This is a genomic window from Methylomonas rapida (assembly GCF_024360925.2).
GTDB lineage: Bacteria > Pseudomonadota > Gammaproteobacteria > Methylococcales > Methylomonadaceae > Methylomonas > Methylomonas rapida.
Genome location: NZ_CP113517.1, coordinates 2855797 through 2873019, shown reverse-complemented (window position 1 = coordinate 2873019; position 17223 = coordinate 2855797). Strand labels below are relative to the sequence as shown.

The window sequence follows — 17223 nt, the reverse complement described above, 5'->3', positions numbered from 1 at the left end:
GCAAGCTGTTAGCCGATTCTGCTCGATAGGCAAATCACAAACCGTGCGTTCGGCGCCAAATCAGGGATGGACCTGCCACCGGCTGGAATGGCTTCAAGCATAACTGACGCCTAATCCACCCAGGCCGCAGTAACCCAGCGGATTTTTCGCCAGATATTGCTGATGTTCGTCTTCGGCATAATAAAAAACCGCCGCCTGGCGAATCTCGGTAGTGATTTTACCTAGTCCAGCGGCCGCCAGTTTGCTTTGATAGTGTTGCAGGCTTTGCTGCGCGGCGGCGTTTTGCTCTGCATTGAACACGTCGATACTGGAACGATATTGCGTACCGACGTCGTTGCCCTGACGCATGCCCTGCGTGGGGTCGTGCGATTCCCAAAATACCCGTAACAACGCCTGATAGCTGATCTGGTTGGCGTCGAAAATGACCAGGACCACTTCATTATGGCCGGTCATGCCGGTACATAGCTCTTGATACGTGGGATTGGGCGTGTAACCGCCGGCATAACCGACGGCCGTGCTGAACACGCCGGGTTGCTGCCAAAACTTGCGTTCGGCGCCCCAAAAACAGCCCAGGCCGAATTGGGCACGTTGCAGATGCGCTGGAAAAGGCGGCACTATAGGGTTGCCGCTGACGACATGCTGAGTAGCCGTGATCATGGCTTGCTGACGGCCCGGCAAGGCCTGTTCGGCGCTGGGTAGAGCGGTTTTTTTGCTAAAAAGGCTCATAAAGTCATTTCTAAAGTCGAATGAAGGGGGGAGGACGATTATAATCGCCAGCTTATTCTGATTTTGCCACAAACCTATGAAACAACAAGATTGTCTGAGACGCTTTTTATTCGAAGAACACGGGGTGCGCGGGGAATGGGTCCGTCTGGAACGCAGCTGGCAAGAGGCCAAACAACATCAGGTGCTGGTGAATGAGGTGGTCGAGTCGCAGCTCGGGCAAGTGTTGGCGGCGACGGTGTTGCTATCGGCGACCATCAAGTTCAAGGGCGCGATGATCATGCAGATTCAGGGCAATGGGCAAGTAACGGCGCTGGTGGCGCAAGTGACCAACGAGCGTAAAGTGCGTTGTCTGGCGCGCAGCGAAAACAGCGTAACGGACACTTCATTGCAGAAGATGATGGGGGAGGGTAGTCGTTTGGTGCTGACGGTGGAATCCGATAAAGCCGAGCCTTACCAAGGCATCGTCGGCGTGGCGGAAGACGATTTGGCGGGCGTGTTGAAAACCTATTTCGCGCAGTCGGAGCAACTCGATACCCGTTTATGGCTGGTTGCCAACGGGACTCAGGCGGCCGGCTTGTTCATTCAAGAACTGCCGAGTGAGAAACATGAGAGAGAGGATTGGCGGCGCATAGAAATGCTGGCGGATACCGTGACGGCGGAAGAAATGCTGACCCTGGATTGCGAAGAATTATTGCATCGCTTGTTCCATGAGGAAAAAGTCAGATTGTATGAGCCCGAACCGGTTGAATTTCAATGTAACTGTTCCCGGCAGAAAATCGGCGGCACTTTATTGGCATTGGGCCAGTCTGAGCTAAACGCAATATTGAAAGAACGCGATCGAATCGAAGTGGATTGTCAGTTCTGCGGTGCGCAATACCATTTCGATAGAATCGATGTACAAAATCTGTTGGTCAATGCCGTGGCCAATGATAACGACTCGCCCACGCGGCACTGAGGCTGTCATGAAAACAATCCAACGCGTTACCCGTTTTATTCTGCTTGCGCTGCTGCTGGGAACGCAGACCGGCTGTTTGGAATGGCTGCATGCCTACCAGACCTATTTGCAAATGGAAGAATTCGACCGCTACTTTGCGGTGACGGCCAACGAAAATTTTACCGTGCATTTCAAGCAGCCGCGTTTGTTTAGCGAGGACTTCGTGGCCTTGGCCAAATTGCATGCCAGTAGCGAAGAAACAATCACGGACGGCAAGCGTTGGCGCTACTGGTTCCGTAAGGTCGGCAAGGATAACCAGCTAGCGCATCCGGAGATTAGTTTTTATTGTGATTTGGTGTTCGACAAAGAGGACAAGGTGACCGAGTGGTCGTTTTCCAAGTTGTTTCTGCAAATCGCGCCACCCGAGTTTTTGGAAGCCTCGTTTCGTTCGCTGGGCGGCGCCGAAATCAATGAAGACAAAAAACAATTGCGGGCAAAAGCGGAATTCATCAACAAAGTATCGGCCGAGTTACCGAAAAAATCCGCGGTGCTGAGCCATTTGGGCGAGCCTTTGGAAGTCGAAGATCAAGACAAGGAAGAAATTTATAAATATCAATTCCGCCTTGATGCGCGCGACATTGAAGAAGGTTACGAAGACCGGGCCTTGAGCGAGGTCAAGTTGACATTCGACAAGGCCAGCAACGAGTTGGTCAAAATGGCCGGCCGCTTCGCCGGTTTGAAAATCTCGATCAATTACCGCAATTTTCAAGAAGAGGAAGGCAGCAAGGTGGCAGGTTTATAGCTACGCGTTCGAGTCTCTGGGCGAGCGATTTTATTGTTCGCTCCATACCCCGAAATAAAAGCATTCGCTCAGAGGTTTGCGGGCGCGCTCGCTCAACTCTGTTTGCCTTGATTCTTCATTCAATAATTCCGCTGGCGCCTGGTAGCCGATTGCCATGACCGACATGGGGGTACAGGTTTCCGGAAGCCGGAAATGCTCGCGGCAGCGTTCGGCGTCGAATCCACCCATTTGGTGGGTCGCCAGGCCCATGGCCGTTGCTTGCAAGCACAGGCTGACGCAAGCTGCGCCGGTATCGAAGGCGGCCCAGCGATTGGGCTTGTCATTGTGGCCAAAATTCTGCATCGCAACACTGAGTATCAAAACCGGCGCGTTTTGCGCCCACAGCTGGTTCTTTTCCGCGAGGCAGCTCAGCAATGTTTGCCATGCCGTTCCATCCTGGTTTTTATTGCAGACGACGAATCGCCAAGGTTGGTCGTTGAAACAAGAAGGCGCCCAGCGCGCGGCTTCCAGCAAGGTTGTCAAGGTGTCGTCGTCTATTGCTTTGTTTCTATCGAAGGAACGAGGGCTCCAGCGATTTTTGATGATGTCGTGTAGCGGAAAGCTGCTGATGGCGGGTTTGCTGTGCATGGTCATGTCCGGAAGTCAGTTGATGATGATTTAAGCTTAACGCAACCAAAACGCCACCGCCACCATTGCCGCGGCGATGGCGGCAATCAAAACGGCGCCGGCGGCAATGTCTTTCGCCGCGCCTATTTCCGGATGCTGTTCTGGATGCAGATGATCGGCCAATGTTTCCAGGGCCGCGTTCAATAGTTCGGCCATCAGGACCACGCCTACCGTCAAAATGGCAATGGCCCACCATATCGCGGGGGGGCGAGTCATGAGCAGAACCAGGATTACCCCGCTCCCGGCCAGCAAATGGGCGCGCACGCTGTGCTCACGGCAAAAGGCGACATATAGGCCTTGCAAGGCGAATCTTAGTCTTTTGTTGAACGCTTGCCCCTTCATGGTGTTTCTCCCGTGCCGAGATGAATGATTCGGGCAATCGCACCGCATGCCAGTGCCCACGCGGCACCGGCGGCCCAGCCGGCCAGTACGTCAGTCGGCCAGTGTACGCCCAGATAAATCCGGCTGATGCCGACCAATGTGGAAAACGCCAGCGCTACCACCATGATATAGAGTTTTAATACCGGCGAGGGCGCCAGGCGCGCAATCAGTGTGGCCAAGGTTAGATAAACCAGGGTGGATAGCATGGCGTGTCCGCTCGGAAAGCTGGATGCATACACCGGCATGCCGTGCAAGGACAGGCCGGGGCGGTCGCGTCCAAACAGTGCCTTCAGTCCGAGTGAGGCCAGCGCGCCGCTGCCCGTCGCTAGTAGCATGAAAAGCCACAGAAGGCGTTGTCCGGCCAAAACCAGGTAAATGATGCTGGTCAATACCAATAATCCCAATACGATGGGGCTACCCAAGGCCGTGATGTCGCGGACAAAATCCTCAAGCCACAAGGGCCCCAGCGGATCGCTTGGATCGGTCGGCGAACGCAGCCACATTAGGATCGCCAGGTCGAGTACTTCCGTTTCGCCCTCGCTGACTTCGGCGGCAATCTTGATGAAAACCAACAGCGCTGCGTTCGCCGCGGCCACCATGGCCAATACGCCGAGTTCCGTGTAATTTTTCAGGTTGATCATCAGCCGATGTCCTGTGATGTCGATTACAGTGCGATGTCTATCCCTACTGGACAGTGATCGGAACCCATGATGCCGGGCAGGATGAAGGCATCGCCGATGGGGTCGAGCAGCGACTGACTGGTCAGGACGTAATCTATCCGCCAGCCGATGTTTTTGGCGCGGGCGTTGGCGCGGTAGCTCCACCAGCTGTAGGCTACGGTATCGGGATGGAAATGCCTGTAGCTGTCGACCAGGCCGGCTTCAACGAAGCGGGAGAAGCCGTCGATTTCGACTTGGGTGTAGCCGGCAGACTTGTTGTAATTGGCCTTGGGGCGGGCGATGTCGATGGCTTGATGGGCCACGTTGAAGTCACCGCAGGCGATCAGCGGCTTTTGGCTTTGCAAGGACTGCATGTACGCCAAAAAGGCTTGGTCCCAGTCTTTCCGATAATCCAGGCGCGCCAGTTGGTCGCCGGAGTTCGGCACATAGACGTTCAGCAGAAAAAATTGCTCGAATTCCAGGACGATGACGCGACCTTCCAAATCGTGTTCGGGGATGCCGATGCCGTGAAATACTCGCAAGGGTTCCCTGCGGGTCAAAATGGCCACGCCGGAATAGCCTTTACGTTCGGCCGAGTTACAGTAAATCTGGTAGTGGTCGATGTTTTCCAGGGCTTTTTTGACTTGATCATCCTGAGCCTTGGTTTCTTGCAGCAGCAGACAGTCGGCGTCGAGACCATGCAAGGTTTCGGCAAAACCTTTTTCTTGTACGGCGCGGATGCCGTTGACATTCCAGGAGACGATTTTCATCTGAACGATACCGGTTGTGGAGAACGGGCTTTGCACCACGCAAGGCCTTATGCCGGGCTATTTTAGCCTGAGCGATTGTCGCTAACCAGTCGAAAGCGTTTTCCAGCGTCATGACTAACCGGTAAAATTTGCGGTTTTTTCTTTGTCAACGGAGCAACCACCCCATGGGAAGAGCCTATCAAAACCGTAAAGTATCCATGGCCAAAACGGCCGACGCCAAGACCAAGGTCTACAGCAAATATGGCCGGGAAATCTATGTTTGCGCCAAGTCCGGCGGCGGCGACCCGGCCGGCAACCTGGCCTTGCGCGGCCTGATCGAGCGCGCCAAGAAGGATCAGGTGCCCAACCACGTGATCGAAAAGGCCCTCGATAAGGCCAAGGGCGGCGGCGGTGAGGATTTTGCGCCGGCGCGCTACGAAGGCTTTGGCCCCGGCGGTTGCATGGTGATCGTCGATTGCTTGACCGACAACCCTAACCGTACATTCGGTGATGTGCGGCTGTGTTTCACCAAGACCAAAGCCAAGATTGGCACACCGGGCACGGTCAGTCATATGTTCGACCATTCGGCGATTCTGGCCTTCAAGCACGACGATGAGGATGCCGTGCTGGAGGCCTTGCTGGGCGAGGATGTCGATGTCAGCGACGTGGAAAACGAGGATGGCAGGATTACGGTGTTCACGCCGCATACCGATTATGCCAAAGCCAAGCAGGTGTTGACGGATTTGTTGGGCGAGATCGATTTCGAAGTCGATGAAATTCAGTTTTTACCCAAGGGTTCGACGCCGATCAGCGGCGATGATGTCATCATGTTCGAGAAGTTTCTGGATATGTTGAACGATCTGGACGATGTGCAAAACGTTTACCACGACGCGCAGTATTAGGCATCGGTCCAACCCCGTCTGAGGGTGGTCGTAAAAGCCAAAATCTAGTTTGGGTTTTCGTAGTGCAACCCAACGAAATCAGAAACTTTGGATTGATTGCCTTCAATCTGATCCGGCTTTTGCGACAGCCTCTGCTGGAGAGGTATTTGTAGCGAGATACTTAAACTGGCCTATGTTTGGGCTGGTACAGGGTCGGATTGTTCAATGGATGATGGACTGACATAATTTCGGCTCACCGGCACGATTCTAAGCCGAGCGACAGGGGGTTACATGATTCAAGAATTTCCACGCCTACGCATCACCCGGCATCTGAAGCAGTTTCTGGCGTTCGGCCTGGTGTTATTGCTCGCCCTGATCCTGTATCGCGTGATGGCGCTCAGTTATCGGAATATCGAAATGTATCTGTCCTGGCCGCGGCAGACCGCCTATATCAGTAGCCTGGCGCACGAGGAGACCATCGAGCTGGAAGTGGCTCAGTCATTTTTTGAGTCCTTGCCGCCTCGGGCCGTGCCGGAATCCTGTTATCCGCACGAGAATGACAGAACCTGCATACTGTTGCCGCGTAGCCCTTATCTCTGGGATGATCTGATGGATGAGATCGAAATCGTGCAAAACCCGCAAAAGCCGGATGAGTTGGCGTTTTTGAGTTTTCCGGTGCTGTGGTTGCCGGTGTTTGGTTATGCCGGCGTGGCGTTGATTTGCCTGGGATTTTGGCGCTGGCTCAGGCAAGCGACATGGGGCGAGGATGTCACCTGGATGAACGGCGCTTGGGTGCCTACGCCCGCCGCGCCGCAACGGGTAGGGTTTGACGAATTTGAGCCGGTGGTGATACGGGAGACTGGGGAAAACCGGAAAAGCGTTATTTTTTGGGCTTTGTTATTGCTGTTGCTGACTGGCGTATTGCTGCCGCTGGCGCTACAAAGCCTTTACGATGATCCACTGCAGGCTTTTTTGCTGATCGCCGCCGTGGTGGTCGTTGCGGTTTTACTGTTTTATCAGGCCGGGGAAACCTTCAGCCGGGCCGTTTACCAAAGTCGGAGCGGCTTGATCGATAGTAGTTTGTTCTGCGTGAAACGGGTACCGTGGTCTGCCGTAGCCGCCCTCGAACTGGAAAATGTCAATGCCATGGAGCAAACAACTGGCAGGCGCGTTTCCACGCAGTCATCCGCGCTGGATAGGTATGTCGTCCGTGATGCGCAGGGTCGAACGATTTTGTGTTTCAGCGAAAACATGCAGCCGGGCAATGGCTTTCGTGCCTTGCTGAAAAAGCTGGAAAATCAAACTGATAAGAATTCGCAAGCAAATGACGGTTTGCATGCCAGCCCCGAGCGTTTTCAGGCAGAATGGCGGGGCGATTCGGCGGACTTGCAACGCTTGAGGCGCCTCCATCGGCAAGGCATGCGGTGGGGTTATATGATCGTGGTTTTACCGTTTCTGCTGCTGACGGCTGTGCTGTGTTTCAAAGCGTTATGGTTTACCTATGCCGCCGAACGCGCGCAAGGCCGTGTCGTCGAAATCAAAAACGATAGATTGCCTTCGCTGGTGGTGGAATATCGCGTCGGTCAAGGACGGATCTTGCGTCTTGAGAGTGACGGCGCCGAGCCTTACGGCGCGTTCAAAGTCGGAGATAGCTTGACGGTATTTTATGATGCAACGAATCCGGAAAATGCCCGTCCCGATTTGTTTTTAGAGCTGTGGCTATTACCTATGTTGATGGGTGGGTTGACATTGATTGTGCTGATCCCGGCCTGGTTAATGGGTCGGGATTGATGGCGATACCTTGCCAGACATGGAGATTGCCGGTGACAGAAAATCTGTGAAGTCTCGGGTAGGAGCCGACGGCATTGCCTATCTCCGTGGCCAACAGAGTATTCGTAAATGGCCGAAGGGCCCACCGTGGCCTAAGCGTTGACGACATATAAAGTCGCCAATATCAAATACACGATGAAACTTACACCCAGCAGCCAGGGTTTGTGTTTGGGGCGGGCCCAGCCGGGCAAATGCGGCGGCAGCACTTTATGATTGAGTAGATAAAGCGCCACGGGGAAAATGATCGTGCCGATGAAGCCAATCAATGCGCTGGTCAAGATGAGCGGGCCAGGGGCGTCCAGTTGCATCGTGAACGACGTGATCAGGGTCAATAGCCCGAGGAAAATGTAATACCACTTGCGTGCCGGTAGGCGACGAGCTTTGGGGAATAGCGTCAATACGATGTCGGCTTGTATCCGGCTGACTGCATCGGCGGTGGCCAGCCAGGTGTCGGTCAAAAACGCCGCCGCGACTACTAGAAACAACAGTCTGCCGATTTCTCCCCAGCTGACAGCGAAAAACTGGCTTTGTACCACCGCCAGTTCATATTCCTGCGGCAGCAAGCCTTTAGGGAACAACAAGGCGAAGGCTAGCAGGCAGGTCATCAAGGTGGTGAGCAGGTTGCCGATAATGCCGACCAGGATGTCCGCGCTCAAGAAGCGGCGCCAGATGGCCCAGTTTTGTGCGCTTTCGCTATCGTCGTTGGGCAGAAAGCCGTCGCTGAGCACCGCTTCCTCGGCGCCGCCAAGACCCGTGATGCGACCGACCAGGCCAGCCATCGCCGCGCCCTTGTCGCGCAGCCAGTAGGAATAAAACAGAATCCAGAAGCCGCCGAGGCCGGCAAAGGTGATCGCGGTCAGCAATTTACTGGAATCCGCCGCATCCCACGGTCTTGGCATGTCGCCGACCGGGCCGAGCAAGCCCTGGGCAAAGGTCGGCAATGTGGCCAGCACATCCTTCTGCATGCAGGCCGACAGCAAGCCGACCACGGTGACGATGGCAACCAGCTTCATGAAGCGTTCGATCAGTGTGTAGACCACGCCGCTGGCCAGAATAGCGAGCAAAAATATTGCAATCGAGGCATAGCCCCAAAACAGGCTTTGTCCTCGCTGGCTCCAGTCTTCCGGCCAGTGCGTCAATTCCGCCATCGCCGTGCCGCCAGCCGAAGCAAAGGCACCAAACCACAGAAAAGACACGCTCATCAACAGCCATAGGAAAATGCCGAAATAGCGATTCAGACGAATGAAACCATGGAATATGCTCTCGCCAGTCAGCATCGTGTAACGGCCGATTTCCAGGTTCAAAGGATATTGCAGCAAGCAGGCCGGTGCCAGTAGCCATAAGAAAGTCAGACCGTATTTGGCCACCATATACGGCCACCAGATCAATTCGCCGCTACCTTGCGCCAAAGCCATCCAGACCACGCCAGGGCCGAGTGCGGCCCACCAGCCGGGAAACGCGGGCACGCGGCGGCGGGAAAGTTGATTCAAATCCGCGATGTTCATGTCGAGTTCAAGCAAAAAATCGTGCATTATCCGGGCTATTGCGATTCCATGCCAGCGAAACGGTGTATCTGGCGCGAGGATGATTCGGTTCGCCAGCGCTCGTAAACAGGGTTATTGGCGTCGCTGTGTTACAATCCAATTTTTCCACACCATCAACAAGGTCTTTCTCATGCAAATCAACAAACTATCCATTGTGGGCCTGATGTTTTTATCTTTTTCCGCGACCGCGGAAGTCAAGCTGACTCAAGCCGAATTGATTGGAACCTGGCAAATCGACAAGGAATCCGCAAACAGTGACGGCAGCAATGCGAGAAGCTCAAATTCAACCTGGACCATCAAACAAGATGGAACCATAGAGGGCTTCACTCAGGAATCGGACTCCCACGCGCGGCTCGATAGTCTCAAAGCGGTGCTGAATTATTCCATTCAAGACGGCAAGCTGGTCAAGCAGGCGGCACCCGGTCGCTCCAAAATGGAAACCTGCGAAGCCATCGAAAAAACCGGCAACCAAATGGTTCTGAAGTGTCAGACCGTTTACTATTTCATGACCAAAAAATAACGCACTTCCGCAGTGCGCAACTGGGTTTGCGCACTGCATGGATCAAGATCCCAGGGCTGTCGTGGCGGGCGGATTGTCCTGAATGCGATGAAGCTCAGCCTTTTGCTTGATTGGGGGTGTCCTGTGCAAATCTTTTATACTTGGCGGCATGGCTTTCAAATTAAACGACTATTTGGACCGTATTGGTCTGGCTAAACCCGAACCGAGCGCTGAGGGCTTGGCGCTATTGCAGCAGGCTCAACTCAACGCTGTTGCCTTCGAAAACATCAATCCCTTGCTGGGCGTCTTGCCGGATCTGGAGCCACCGGCCTTGACGGAAAAAATCATCGACAAGGGGCGTGGCGGCTATTGTTTCGAATTGAACGGCTTGTTGGGATTGGCGCTCGATGAATTAGGCTTTGAGTACCAGCCCATTCTGGCCCGGGTGAGGATGGGGCGCGGCGAGGGCGGCCCACGACACCATCTGGCTTATATCGTCGAGGCAGAAGGAGAACACTGGCTAGTGGATGCCGGTTTCGGCGGGCCGAGCCACTACCATCCGCTACGAATGGATACGGAACAAGAACAATCTCAGGAGGACGATGTGTTTCGCATCCGCTACGAAGCAGACAGTGGTGAAAGCGTGCTCGAGCGACGGCAAGACGGTGACTGGTTTTCGCTGTACAGCTTTGACCGGGCTGCGGTGAGGCGCTGCGATCTGGATGCCGCCAACGTTTTGTGCTCCACCTGGGAGCAATCGCCATTGTCACAGAACCTGCTATTGTGCCGTAATACCGATTTTGGCCGCATTCACCTCTACAACACCACCTTTACCGAGTTTCGCGCCGGCGAGCGGATCAGTACGATCGTCGAAACCGCCGAACACTTGAACGCACTGGTCCGCGACGATTTTCGCATTGCCGCCAGCGATGCCGAATTAAGCGGTATCGCCAGTTATTTGGGACTGGCTTAGCCATTCTGGCGTCGATTTCCACGCTGGCGCGTGGGAGTGGATGAGGGTCAATCCGTTTTTTGCAGTTTCTTCAAAATGCTTTTGCTGATCGCGGCGACGAACTCCTCGGGGTTGTCGTATTGTTGTTCGCGGATGAAGGCCACGGCGGACTGCACGATTTGCTTGGTGCCGGCGATTTCTTCATGGGAACGGCCGCAGCCTTGGCAATGCGTGCCGTCTTTGGTGCATTGGTCGATACAGGGGCTGAATTTCATGATGTTTGCTCTGTGTTTGCGTTGGATTCAGAAAGTTGATGAACATACAGGGTCGCGCCGATCACGGCTGCCTGGCCAATCAGCAAATTAACCAGGGGAAGCGTCAAGGCCATACCGATTACGCCACCGAAACAAAGCGAACCCAAACGGGTTTGCTGTAAAAAACGTTTTTGTTCAGGAAACGGCAGGCCGCGGCATTCTAGCGGATAGGCCATGAATTCCATCGCAACGCCCCAGGCGGCGAACAATGCCCACACCACCGGGGCAATCAGATTGACTACCGGAATCACGAACAACAGCAGCAACGGCAGGATACGAGCCAGCAAGTAGCCGATACGGCGCAATTCGCCGAGAAATATCTTGTCCCATGGCGCTTCCGTTACAGCTTGATCTGGCTGCCCGGTGACGATTTGCAGAGCCTTGGCCGACAACTGGCTGTAATAGGGCGCAGCGATCAGGTTGGCGAGCAGCGTGAAGGTGAAAAAGCCTACCACCAGAAAGCTGACGAAAAACAATGGCCACAATATCCAGCTCAACCACGACAACCAGTCTGGAATGAACTGGTGGATCAGTGCCGATACCGAGTGATAGCCCAGCACGAAAGCGCCGGTATACAGCACGATATTGATGAAAAACGGTATCAACAGATATTTGCGCAAGGACGGATGCGGCAGCAATTTGATGCCTTGCACCAGGCAGTTCAGTGCGAACAACGGATTGTTGCCCTTATTGAGATTTAACATGTCTGTAAGCTCCTTACGCCGTGTTTGCCGGGATCGATCACGGCGCCGCGTTCAGTAACGATGGCGCTGATCAATGCGGCCGGTGTGACGTCGAATACGGGATTCCAGGCGTTGACCAGCGAACCATCGTGCAAATAGCACTCAGCCAACAGTTCCTTGGGGTTGCGTTCTTCGATCTCGATGCTATCGCCGTTCTCCAGGCTGAAATCGAAGGTGGAGGAGGGCGCCGCGACCATGACTTTGACGCCATGCTGTTTGGCTAACACCGCCAGCGAATACGTGCCGATCTTGTTGGCGACGTCGCCGTTGGCGGTGATGCGGTCGGCGCCGACGATGATCCAGTCGATTTTGCCGGATTTCATCAGCCAGGCGGCGGCCGAATCGGCAATCAGCGTGGCCGGGATGCCGTCCTGCGCCAGTTCCCATACCGTCAGGCGCGCGCCTTGCAGCCAGGGGCGGGTTTCATCGGCGTAAACGTTTTGCAGGCGGCCGCGTTTGTGCAGGCTGCGAATCACGCCCAGGGCCGTGCCATAGCCACCGGTTGCTAAGGCGCCGGCGTTGCAGTGCGTCAGCACGGCCTTGGCCTCGCCGATGATGTCGGCGCCGCGCTCGCCCATCGCCAGATTGGCAGCCAAGTCGTCGGCATGGATTTGTTTGGCCAGTTGAGTCAAGGCGGCAATCGGATCGGCCGGTTGCGCCGCCAGCAGCGCGCGCATTTTGTCCAGTGCCCAGAACAGATTCACGGCGGTCGGCCGGGAAGCGGCCAATTGCTCGATGTCTTGCGCGACTCTGGTTTGCCAGTCGCCGCCGGGATAATGGCGCATCGCGGACAGCACCACGCCGTAAGCGGCGGCAATGCCGATGGCGGGCGCACCGCGTACCTGCATCGAGGCGATGGCCTCGGTAACGCCGGCGGCGTCTTGATAGTCATCGTAAGCGATGGTTTCCGGTAGCTGGCGCTGGTCCAGCACTTTTAAGCTATGGCCCGTCCATTGCAGGGCTTGTACGGAAAAATTCGAGGCTGCGGTCATGCGTGATTCCAAGGGCGAGTTGCAAAGGTTGATGGCGAAACAGGCACGGATTAAGGCCGGTATTCATGATGAGTATTATACGTGCCTTTCCGCTTGTTCTTGGCTTCCTTGCTAGGATCGCTTCAGCCAGTTTATTTAAAGCATTGCAGTGATGGAGTGCAATAGCTTCAGCTATTGCGTCAGTCTGAGTTAGGGCCGAAGGCTCTGGTCTTGGAAAGGCTAAAGCTTTCCCACTCCAGTATCGAAAGTTTCTGCGATATCCAAAACGCAATCTGGTCGAAAGCATTTACTGCAAATTTGCCAGCGTTCGCGCCATGCTCTGTCTTTGCAGAGGGGTATTATCGATGCTCTCCTGCATGCTACGAGCATAGGTTTGAGTTTCGACGTTGGGTCACGGTACCGGATTGCAGGCCGGCGTTTCGCGGCCTGCTGGCGAAATCTACCCGGCAGTTTGAGGTATTTTCGCCGGTTTGCCGATGATACAATGCCTGTATCATCAACCACATCATGAACCCGGATGTCTGTGGATTTAGCAAAGCCCGTCCTTTTTTCCGACGCGGAGCCGGTTCGGTTGCGCGAAATTCCTTATAACTATACGTCGTTTTCCGACCGCGAAATCGTCATTCGCCTGCTGGGCGAAGAAAACTGGCATATCTTGAATTCGTTGCGCGATGAACGCATCACGGGACGCTCGGCCCGGATGTTGTTCGAAGTGTTGGGCGATATTTGGGCGGTTCAGCGCAACCCGTATCTGGAAGACGATTTACTCGATAATCGCAAGCGCCGCAAAGCGCTGCTGGAGGCTTTGCGCCACCGCTTGCGGCAGATGGAAAAGCGGCATCACGAGCATGAAGTCGAATATCCCGAACGCGCCAAGCGTGTGGCGTTGCTAATCGAGGCGGCGCGACAAGCGGTCGATGCGTTTGCAGCGCATTTCGATCGTACCCGTGACATGCGCCGCAAAGCGTTGGCTTTGTTGTCCAAGCATACTCGCAAAGACAATATCTGCTTCGATGGCTTTGCCCGCGTGTCTCATGTCACCGATGCCACCGACTGGCGCGTCGAGTATCCCTTCGTGGTGCTTTATCCTTGCAATGAAGAGGAGGTCGGACACTTGGTGCGCGACTGCATCAAGCTGGGCTTGACCATCATTCCGCGCGGCGGCGGCACCGGTTACACCGGTGGTGCGGTGCCTTTGACGCCATTTTCCGCGGTGATCAATACCGAAAAACTGATTCAGATTGGCCAGGTCGAACCCGATAGTCAATTACCCGGCGTCGATCAGTCTTACGCAACGATTCATACCGGGGCTGGCGTCGTGACGCGGCGGGTGATGGACGTGGCAGAAAATGCCGGGCTGGTGTTTGCCTGCGATCCAACGTCGGCCGATGCATCTTGCGTCGGCGGCAATATCGCGATGAATGCCGGTGGCAAAAAAGCGGTGTTGTGGGGGACCGCGCTGGATAATTTGTTGTCGTGGCGCATGGTGACGCCGGACGGCAATTGGCTGGAAGTCGAACGTATCCATCACAACCTGGGCAAGATACACGATCAGGAACAAGTGACGTTTGCGTTGAAACGTTTCGACGCCAAAGGCAAAAAACTGTTGTCCGAAGAGCAATTAATCATGCCGGGCGCATTATTTCGCAAAGGGGAGCTGGGCAAGGATGTGACCGACAAATTCCTTGGCGGTTTGCCGGGTATTCAAAAGGAAGGTTGTGACGGCATCATCACGTCGGCGCGCTGGATTTTGCACAAGATGCCGCCGCATACCCGTACCTTCTGTCTGGAGTTTTACGGACAAGTGCGCGAAGCGGTGCCGGCTATCGTCGAAATACGCGATTATCTGGCGTCGTTGGCCAAAAACGGACCGGAGCGGGTCATGTTGGCGGGCTTGGAGCATCTCGACGAACGTTATGTGAAAGCCGTCGGCTATGCCAGCAAGGCCAAACAGCACGGTAGGCCCAAAATGGTCTTGATCGGCGACATCGTCGGCGATGACGACAATCAAGTGGCCTGGGCCGCGTCGGAAGTAGTGCGGCTGTGCAACGCGCGCGGCGCGGAGGGATTCATTGCCGTCAGCGCGGAAACGCGCAAGCGCTTCTGGGCAGATCGGGCGCGGACCGCCGCGATCGCCAAGCATACCAACGCCTTCAAGATCAACGAAGACGTGGTGATTCCGTTGCCGCGCATGGGCGATTACTGCGACGGTATCGAGCGTATCAATATTGAGCTGTCGCTGCGCAACAAATTACGCCTTTGCTATGCACTCAGCGAATTTTTGCAAGGCGATTTGCCACTGCGCTTTTTCGAGGGCGACGATAACAAAAACGCCATCATTTGGGACAGGCGAAACCTGGCGCAGGAGGCCGTCGACAAGGTCCGGCAGCGCTGGCAGTGGTTGTATGACAACCTGGATATGCCGTTGCTGCAGGCCGAAACCCTGTTTGGCGACTATGGCATTCAAGTCGGCGAGTTAACCAACAAGGCCGAGCAACCCAGCGTATTCCATCGTCTACAAGATCATTCCGTGCGCGTTTCCTGGAAGCAGGAATTGCTGCCGCGCTTAAAGGAAATTTTCGTCGGCGACAATTTTCGCCCGGTCGTCGAACGCATCGAAGCCATTCATAAAGAAGTATTGCGCAGCCGGGTCTTCGTGGCGCTGCACATGCATGCCGGCGACGGTAATGTGCATACCAATTTGCCGGTCAACTCCGATCATTACGAGATGCTGCAGGAAGCCAATCAGGCCGTGGCGCGCATCATGGCGCTGGCGCGCTCCCTGGGCGGAGTCATCTCCGGCGAGCATGGCATCGGCATCACCAAATACGAGTTTTTAAGTCGCGAAGAGCTGGCGAGTTTTCACGCCTATAAAGAACAAATCGATCCGGAAGGCAGATTCAATCGCGGCAAGCTGATGCCGGGCGCCGACCTCCGCAAGGCATACACGACGTCGTTCAGTTTGATGGGTTTCGAGTCGCTGATCATGCAGCAAAGCGACATCGGCGCGATTTCGGATTCGGTGAAGGATTGCCTGCGCTGCGGTAAGTGCAAGCCCGTGTGTTCGACGCATGTGCCGCGCGCGAATCTGCTGTATTCGCCGCGTAACAAAATCTTGGCTACCTCGTTGTTGATCGAGGCCTTTTTGTACGAGGAACAAACCCGCCGCGGTGTATCGATTACGCATTGGAAGGAATTCGAGGATGTGGCCGATCATTGCACGGTCTGTCATAAATGCTATAGCCCGTGCCCGGTCGACATCGACTTTGGCAATGTATCGATGAACATGCGCAATTTGCTGCGCAAGATGGGTAAGCAAAGCTTTAACCCGGTCAAAGCCGCGGCGATTGCGTTCTTGTCAACCGGACGCCCCAGCAGTGTCAAGCTGATGCGTAAGCTATTGATCGAATGGTCATATAAGGCGCAGCGACTGGGCAGTTTTTTCCTGCGGCCATGGGGTAGGGCGCAACTGGCTCATCCGCCGTCCTCGACCGGTCGTCCGGAGTTGCGCGAGTACGTGATTCATTTCACCAATCGAAAAATGCCAGGTAAACTGCCGAACAAGACCGCGCGGGCCTTATTGGGCATCGAGAGCGACGAAATCGTGCCTATCATCCGCGACCGCAACAAGACGCAAACCGATTCCGAGGCGGTGTTTTATTTCCCCGGTTGCGGTTCCGAGCGCTTGTTTTCGCAAGTCGGTCTGGCGACGCAGGCCATGCTGTATGAAATTGGAGTGCAAACCGTGTTGCCGCCCGGTTATCTGTGCTGCGGTTTTCCGCAGCGGGCGGCCGGCCAATTGGACAAGGCACAAGAAATCACGACCGATAATCGGGTGTTGTTTCATCGGGTGGCCAATACCTTGAATTATCTGGATATCAAGACCGTCGTCGTCAGTTGCGGCACCTGCATGGATCAATTGCTGGATTACGAGTTCGACAAGATTTTCCCGGGTTGCCGCTTGATCGATATTCATGAGTATCTATTGGAAAAAGGGGTGAAACTGGATGGCGTCAGCGGAGACCGCTATGTCTATCATGATCCGTGTCATACACCGATGAAGCTGCAAGATCCGTTGCAAACCGTCTCCAGTTTGATGGGAAGCAATGTCATCAAGTCTGAGCGCTGTTGCGGCGAATCCGGCACCTTGGCGGTAGCGCGTCCGGATATTTCCACGCAGATTCGTTTTCGCAAGGCGGAAGAGTTGCGCAACGATGCCGATCGGCTCAAAAGCGAGGGTTATCAGGGACCTGTCAAGGTACTGACCTCGTGCCCGTCTTGTTTGCAGGGTTTGCAAAGGTATAAGGGCGAGGTCGATGACTTGGAAGTGGATTACATCGTCGTGGAAATTGCCAAGCATGTGCTCGGCAAGGACTGGATGAAGGACTACATCAAGAAAGCTTCCCGTGGGGGCATAGAGCGCGTTCTGGTTTGATGGCTAGCCTTTGGATCTTGCCGAAGTCATGCGAAACGAAGATTGTTTGTGGTTTTCAAATAAAACGCTTGCAAAACCGATAAACGACGGTATAATGACCAAATCGAACGACAGAC

Annotated in this window: 16 protein-coding genes; 7 read left to right on the top strand and 9 right to left on the bottom strand. The window is 54.9% G+C overall.

Going from position 1 to position 17223, the window contains the following annotated elements; translation table 11 throughout:
- Window positions 1–93 precede the first annotated feature (93 nt).
- Window positions 94–726: a peptide-methionine (S)-S-oxide reductase MsrA gene (gene msrA / locus NM686_RS13495; RefSeq protein ID WP_255188363.1), complete on the bottom strand. Its 633-nt coding sequence runs from the start codon at window positions 724–726 to the stop codon at window positions 94–96.
- Window positions 727–802: 76 nt separating this feature from the next.
- Here msrA and hslO point away from each other — a divergent pair, with 76 nt between their 5' ends.
- On the top strand, window positions 803–1681 hold the full coding sequence (gene hslO, locus NM686_RS13490) for an Hsp33 family molecular chaperone HslO (protein WP_255188362.1): 879 nt from the start codon (window positions 803–805) through the stop codon (window positions 1679–1681).
- Window positions 1682–1688: 7 nt separating this feature from the next.
- Window positions 1689–2462, top strand: coding sequence for a hypothetical protein (locus NM686_RS13485; RefSeq protein WP_255188361.1), 774 nt, complete (start codon window positions 1689–1691; stop codon window positions 2460–2462).
- A 30-nt stretch (window positions 2463–2492) separates the two neighbouring features.
- Here the strand turns inward: NM686_RS13485 and NM686_RS13480 are convergent, their stop codons facing one another.
- Genes NM686_RS13480 through NM686_RS13465 form a run of 4 tightly spaced genes read right to left on the bottom strand, consistent with a single transcriptional unit; the run spans window position 2493 to window position 4938 of the window.
- Window positions 2493–3089 (bottom strand): nitroreductase family protein, encoded by a 597-nt coding sequence (locus NM686_RS13480; RefSeq protein ID WP_255188360.1) that lies wholly within the window; start codon window positions 3087–3089, stop codon window positions 2493–2495.
- A 36-nt stretch (window positions 3090–3125) separates the two neighbouring features.
- On the bottom strand, window positions 3126–3470 hold the full coding sequence (locus NM686_RS13475) for a diacylglycerol kinase (protein ID WP_255188359.1): 345 nt from the start codon (window positions 3468–3470) through the stop codon (window positions 3126–3128).
- Window positions 3467–4150, bottom strand: a complete 684-nt coding sequence (locus NM686_RS13470) for a phosphatase PAP2 family protein (RefSeq protein WP_255188358.1) — start codon at window positions 4148–4150, stop codon at window positions 3467–3469. The genes NM686_RS13475 and NM686_RS13470 overlap by 4 nt, the downstream gene beginning before the upstream one ends.
- A gap of 23 nt (window positions 4151–4173) precedes the next feature.
- A complete protein-coding gene (locus tag NM686_RS13465; protein WP_255188357.1) occupies window positions 4174–4938 on the bottom strand; it encodes an exodeoxyribonuclease III in 765 nt (254 codons plus the stop codon).
- A gap of 164 nt (window positions 4939–5102) precedes the next feature.
- On the opposite strand from NM686_RS13465, the gene NM686_RS13460 reads away from it, so the two are divergent.
- Window positions 5103–5819, top strand: a complete 717-nt coding sequence (locus NM686_RS13460; RefSeq protein WP_255188356.1) for a YebC/PmpR family DNA-binding transcriptional regulator — start codon at window positions 5103–5105, stop codon at window positions 5817–5819.
- Between the two features lie 270 nt (window positions 5820–6089).
- A complete protein-coding gene (locus tag NM686_RS13455; protein WP_255188355.1) occupies window positions 6090–7589 on the top strand; it encodes a DUF3592 domain-containing protein in 1500 nt (499 codons plus the stop codon).
- Window positions 7590–7720: 131 nt separating this feature from the next.
- Here NM686_RS13455 and NM686_RS13450 read toward each other — a convergent pair whose 3' ends face one another.
- The gene (locus NM686_RS13450; RefSeq protein WP_255188354.1) at window positions 7721–9133 is read right to left on the bottom strand and encodes an Nramp family divalent metal transporter; all 1413 of its coding nucleotides are present in this window, start codon (window positions 9131–9133) and stop codon (window positions 7721–7723) included.
- A gap of 169 nt (window positions 9134–9302) precedes the next feature.
- Between NM686_RS13450 and NM686_RS13445 the strand changes: the two genes are divergently transcribed.
- Window positions 9303–9692: a lipocalin-like domain-containing protein gene (locus tag NM686_RS13445; RefSeq protein WP_255188353.1), complete on the top strand. Its 390-nt coding sequence runs from the start codon at window positions 9303–9305 to the stop codon at window positions 9690–9692.
- A gap of 148 nt (window positions 9693–9840) precedes the next feature.
- Complete coding sequence (locus NM686_RS13440; RefSeq protein ID WP_255188352.1) at window positions 9841–10644, top strand: arylamine N-acetyltransferase family protein; 804 nt, start codon at window positions 9841–9843, stop codon at window positions 10642–10644.
- A 47-nt stretch (window positions 10645–10691) separates the two neighbouring features.
- Here NM686_RS13440 and NM686_RS13435 read toward each other — a convergent pair whose 3' ends face one another.
- Genes NM686_RS13435 through mtnA form a run of 3 tightly spaced genes read right to left on the bottom strand, consistent with a single transcriptional unit; the run spans window position 10692 to window position 12672 of the window.
- Window positions 10692–10898: a DUF1289 domain-containing protein gene (locus NM686_RS13435; protein ID WP_255188351.1), complete on the bottom strand. Its 207-nt coding sequence runs from the start codon at window positions 10896–10898 to the stop codon at window positions 10692–10694.
- On the bottom strand, window positions 10895–11641 hold the full coding sequence (gene cysZ / locus NM686_RS13430) for a sulfate transporter CysZ (protein ID WP_255188350.1): 747 nt from the start codon (window positions 11639–11641) through the stop codon (window positions 10895–10897). Before cysZ ends, NM686_RS13435 begins: the two co-directional genes overlap by 4 nt.
- Window positions 11635–12672 carry an S-methyl-5-thioribose-1-phosphate isomerase gene (mtnA, locus tag NM686_RS13425; RefSeq protein ID WP_255188349.1) on the bottom strand — a complete coding sequence of 346 codons (1038 nt, stop codon included), beginning with the start codon at window positions 12670–12672 and terminating at the stop codon, window positions 11635–11637. The genes cysZ and mtnA overlap by 7 nt, the downstream gene beginning before the upstream one ends.
- Before the next feature lie 517 nt (window positions 12673–13189).
- On the opposite strand from mtnA, the gene NM686_RS13420 reads away from it, so the two are divergent.
- Window positions 13190–17107, top strand: a complete 3918-nt coding sequence (locus NM686_RS13420) for an FAD/FMN-binding oxidoreductase (protein ID WP_269021800.1) — start codon at window positions 13190–13192, stop codon at window positions 17105–17107.
- The last annotated feature ends 116 nt before the right edge of the window (window positions 17108–17223 follow it).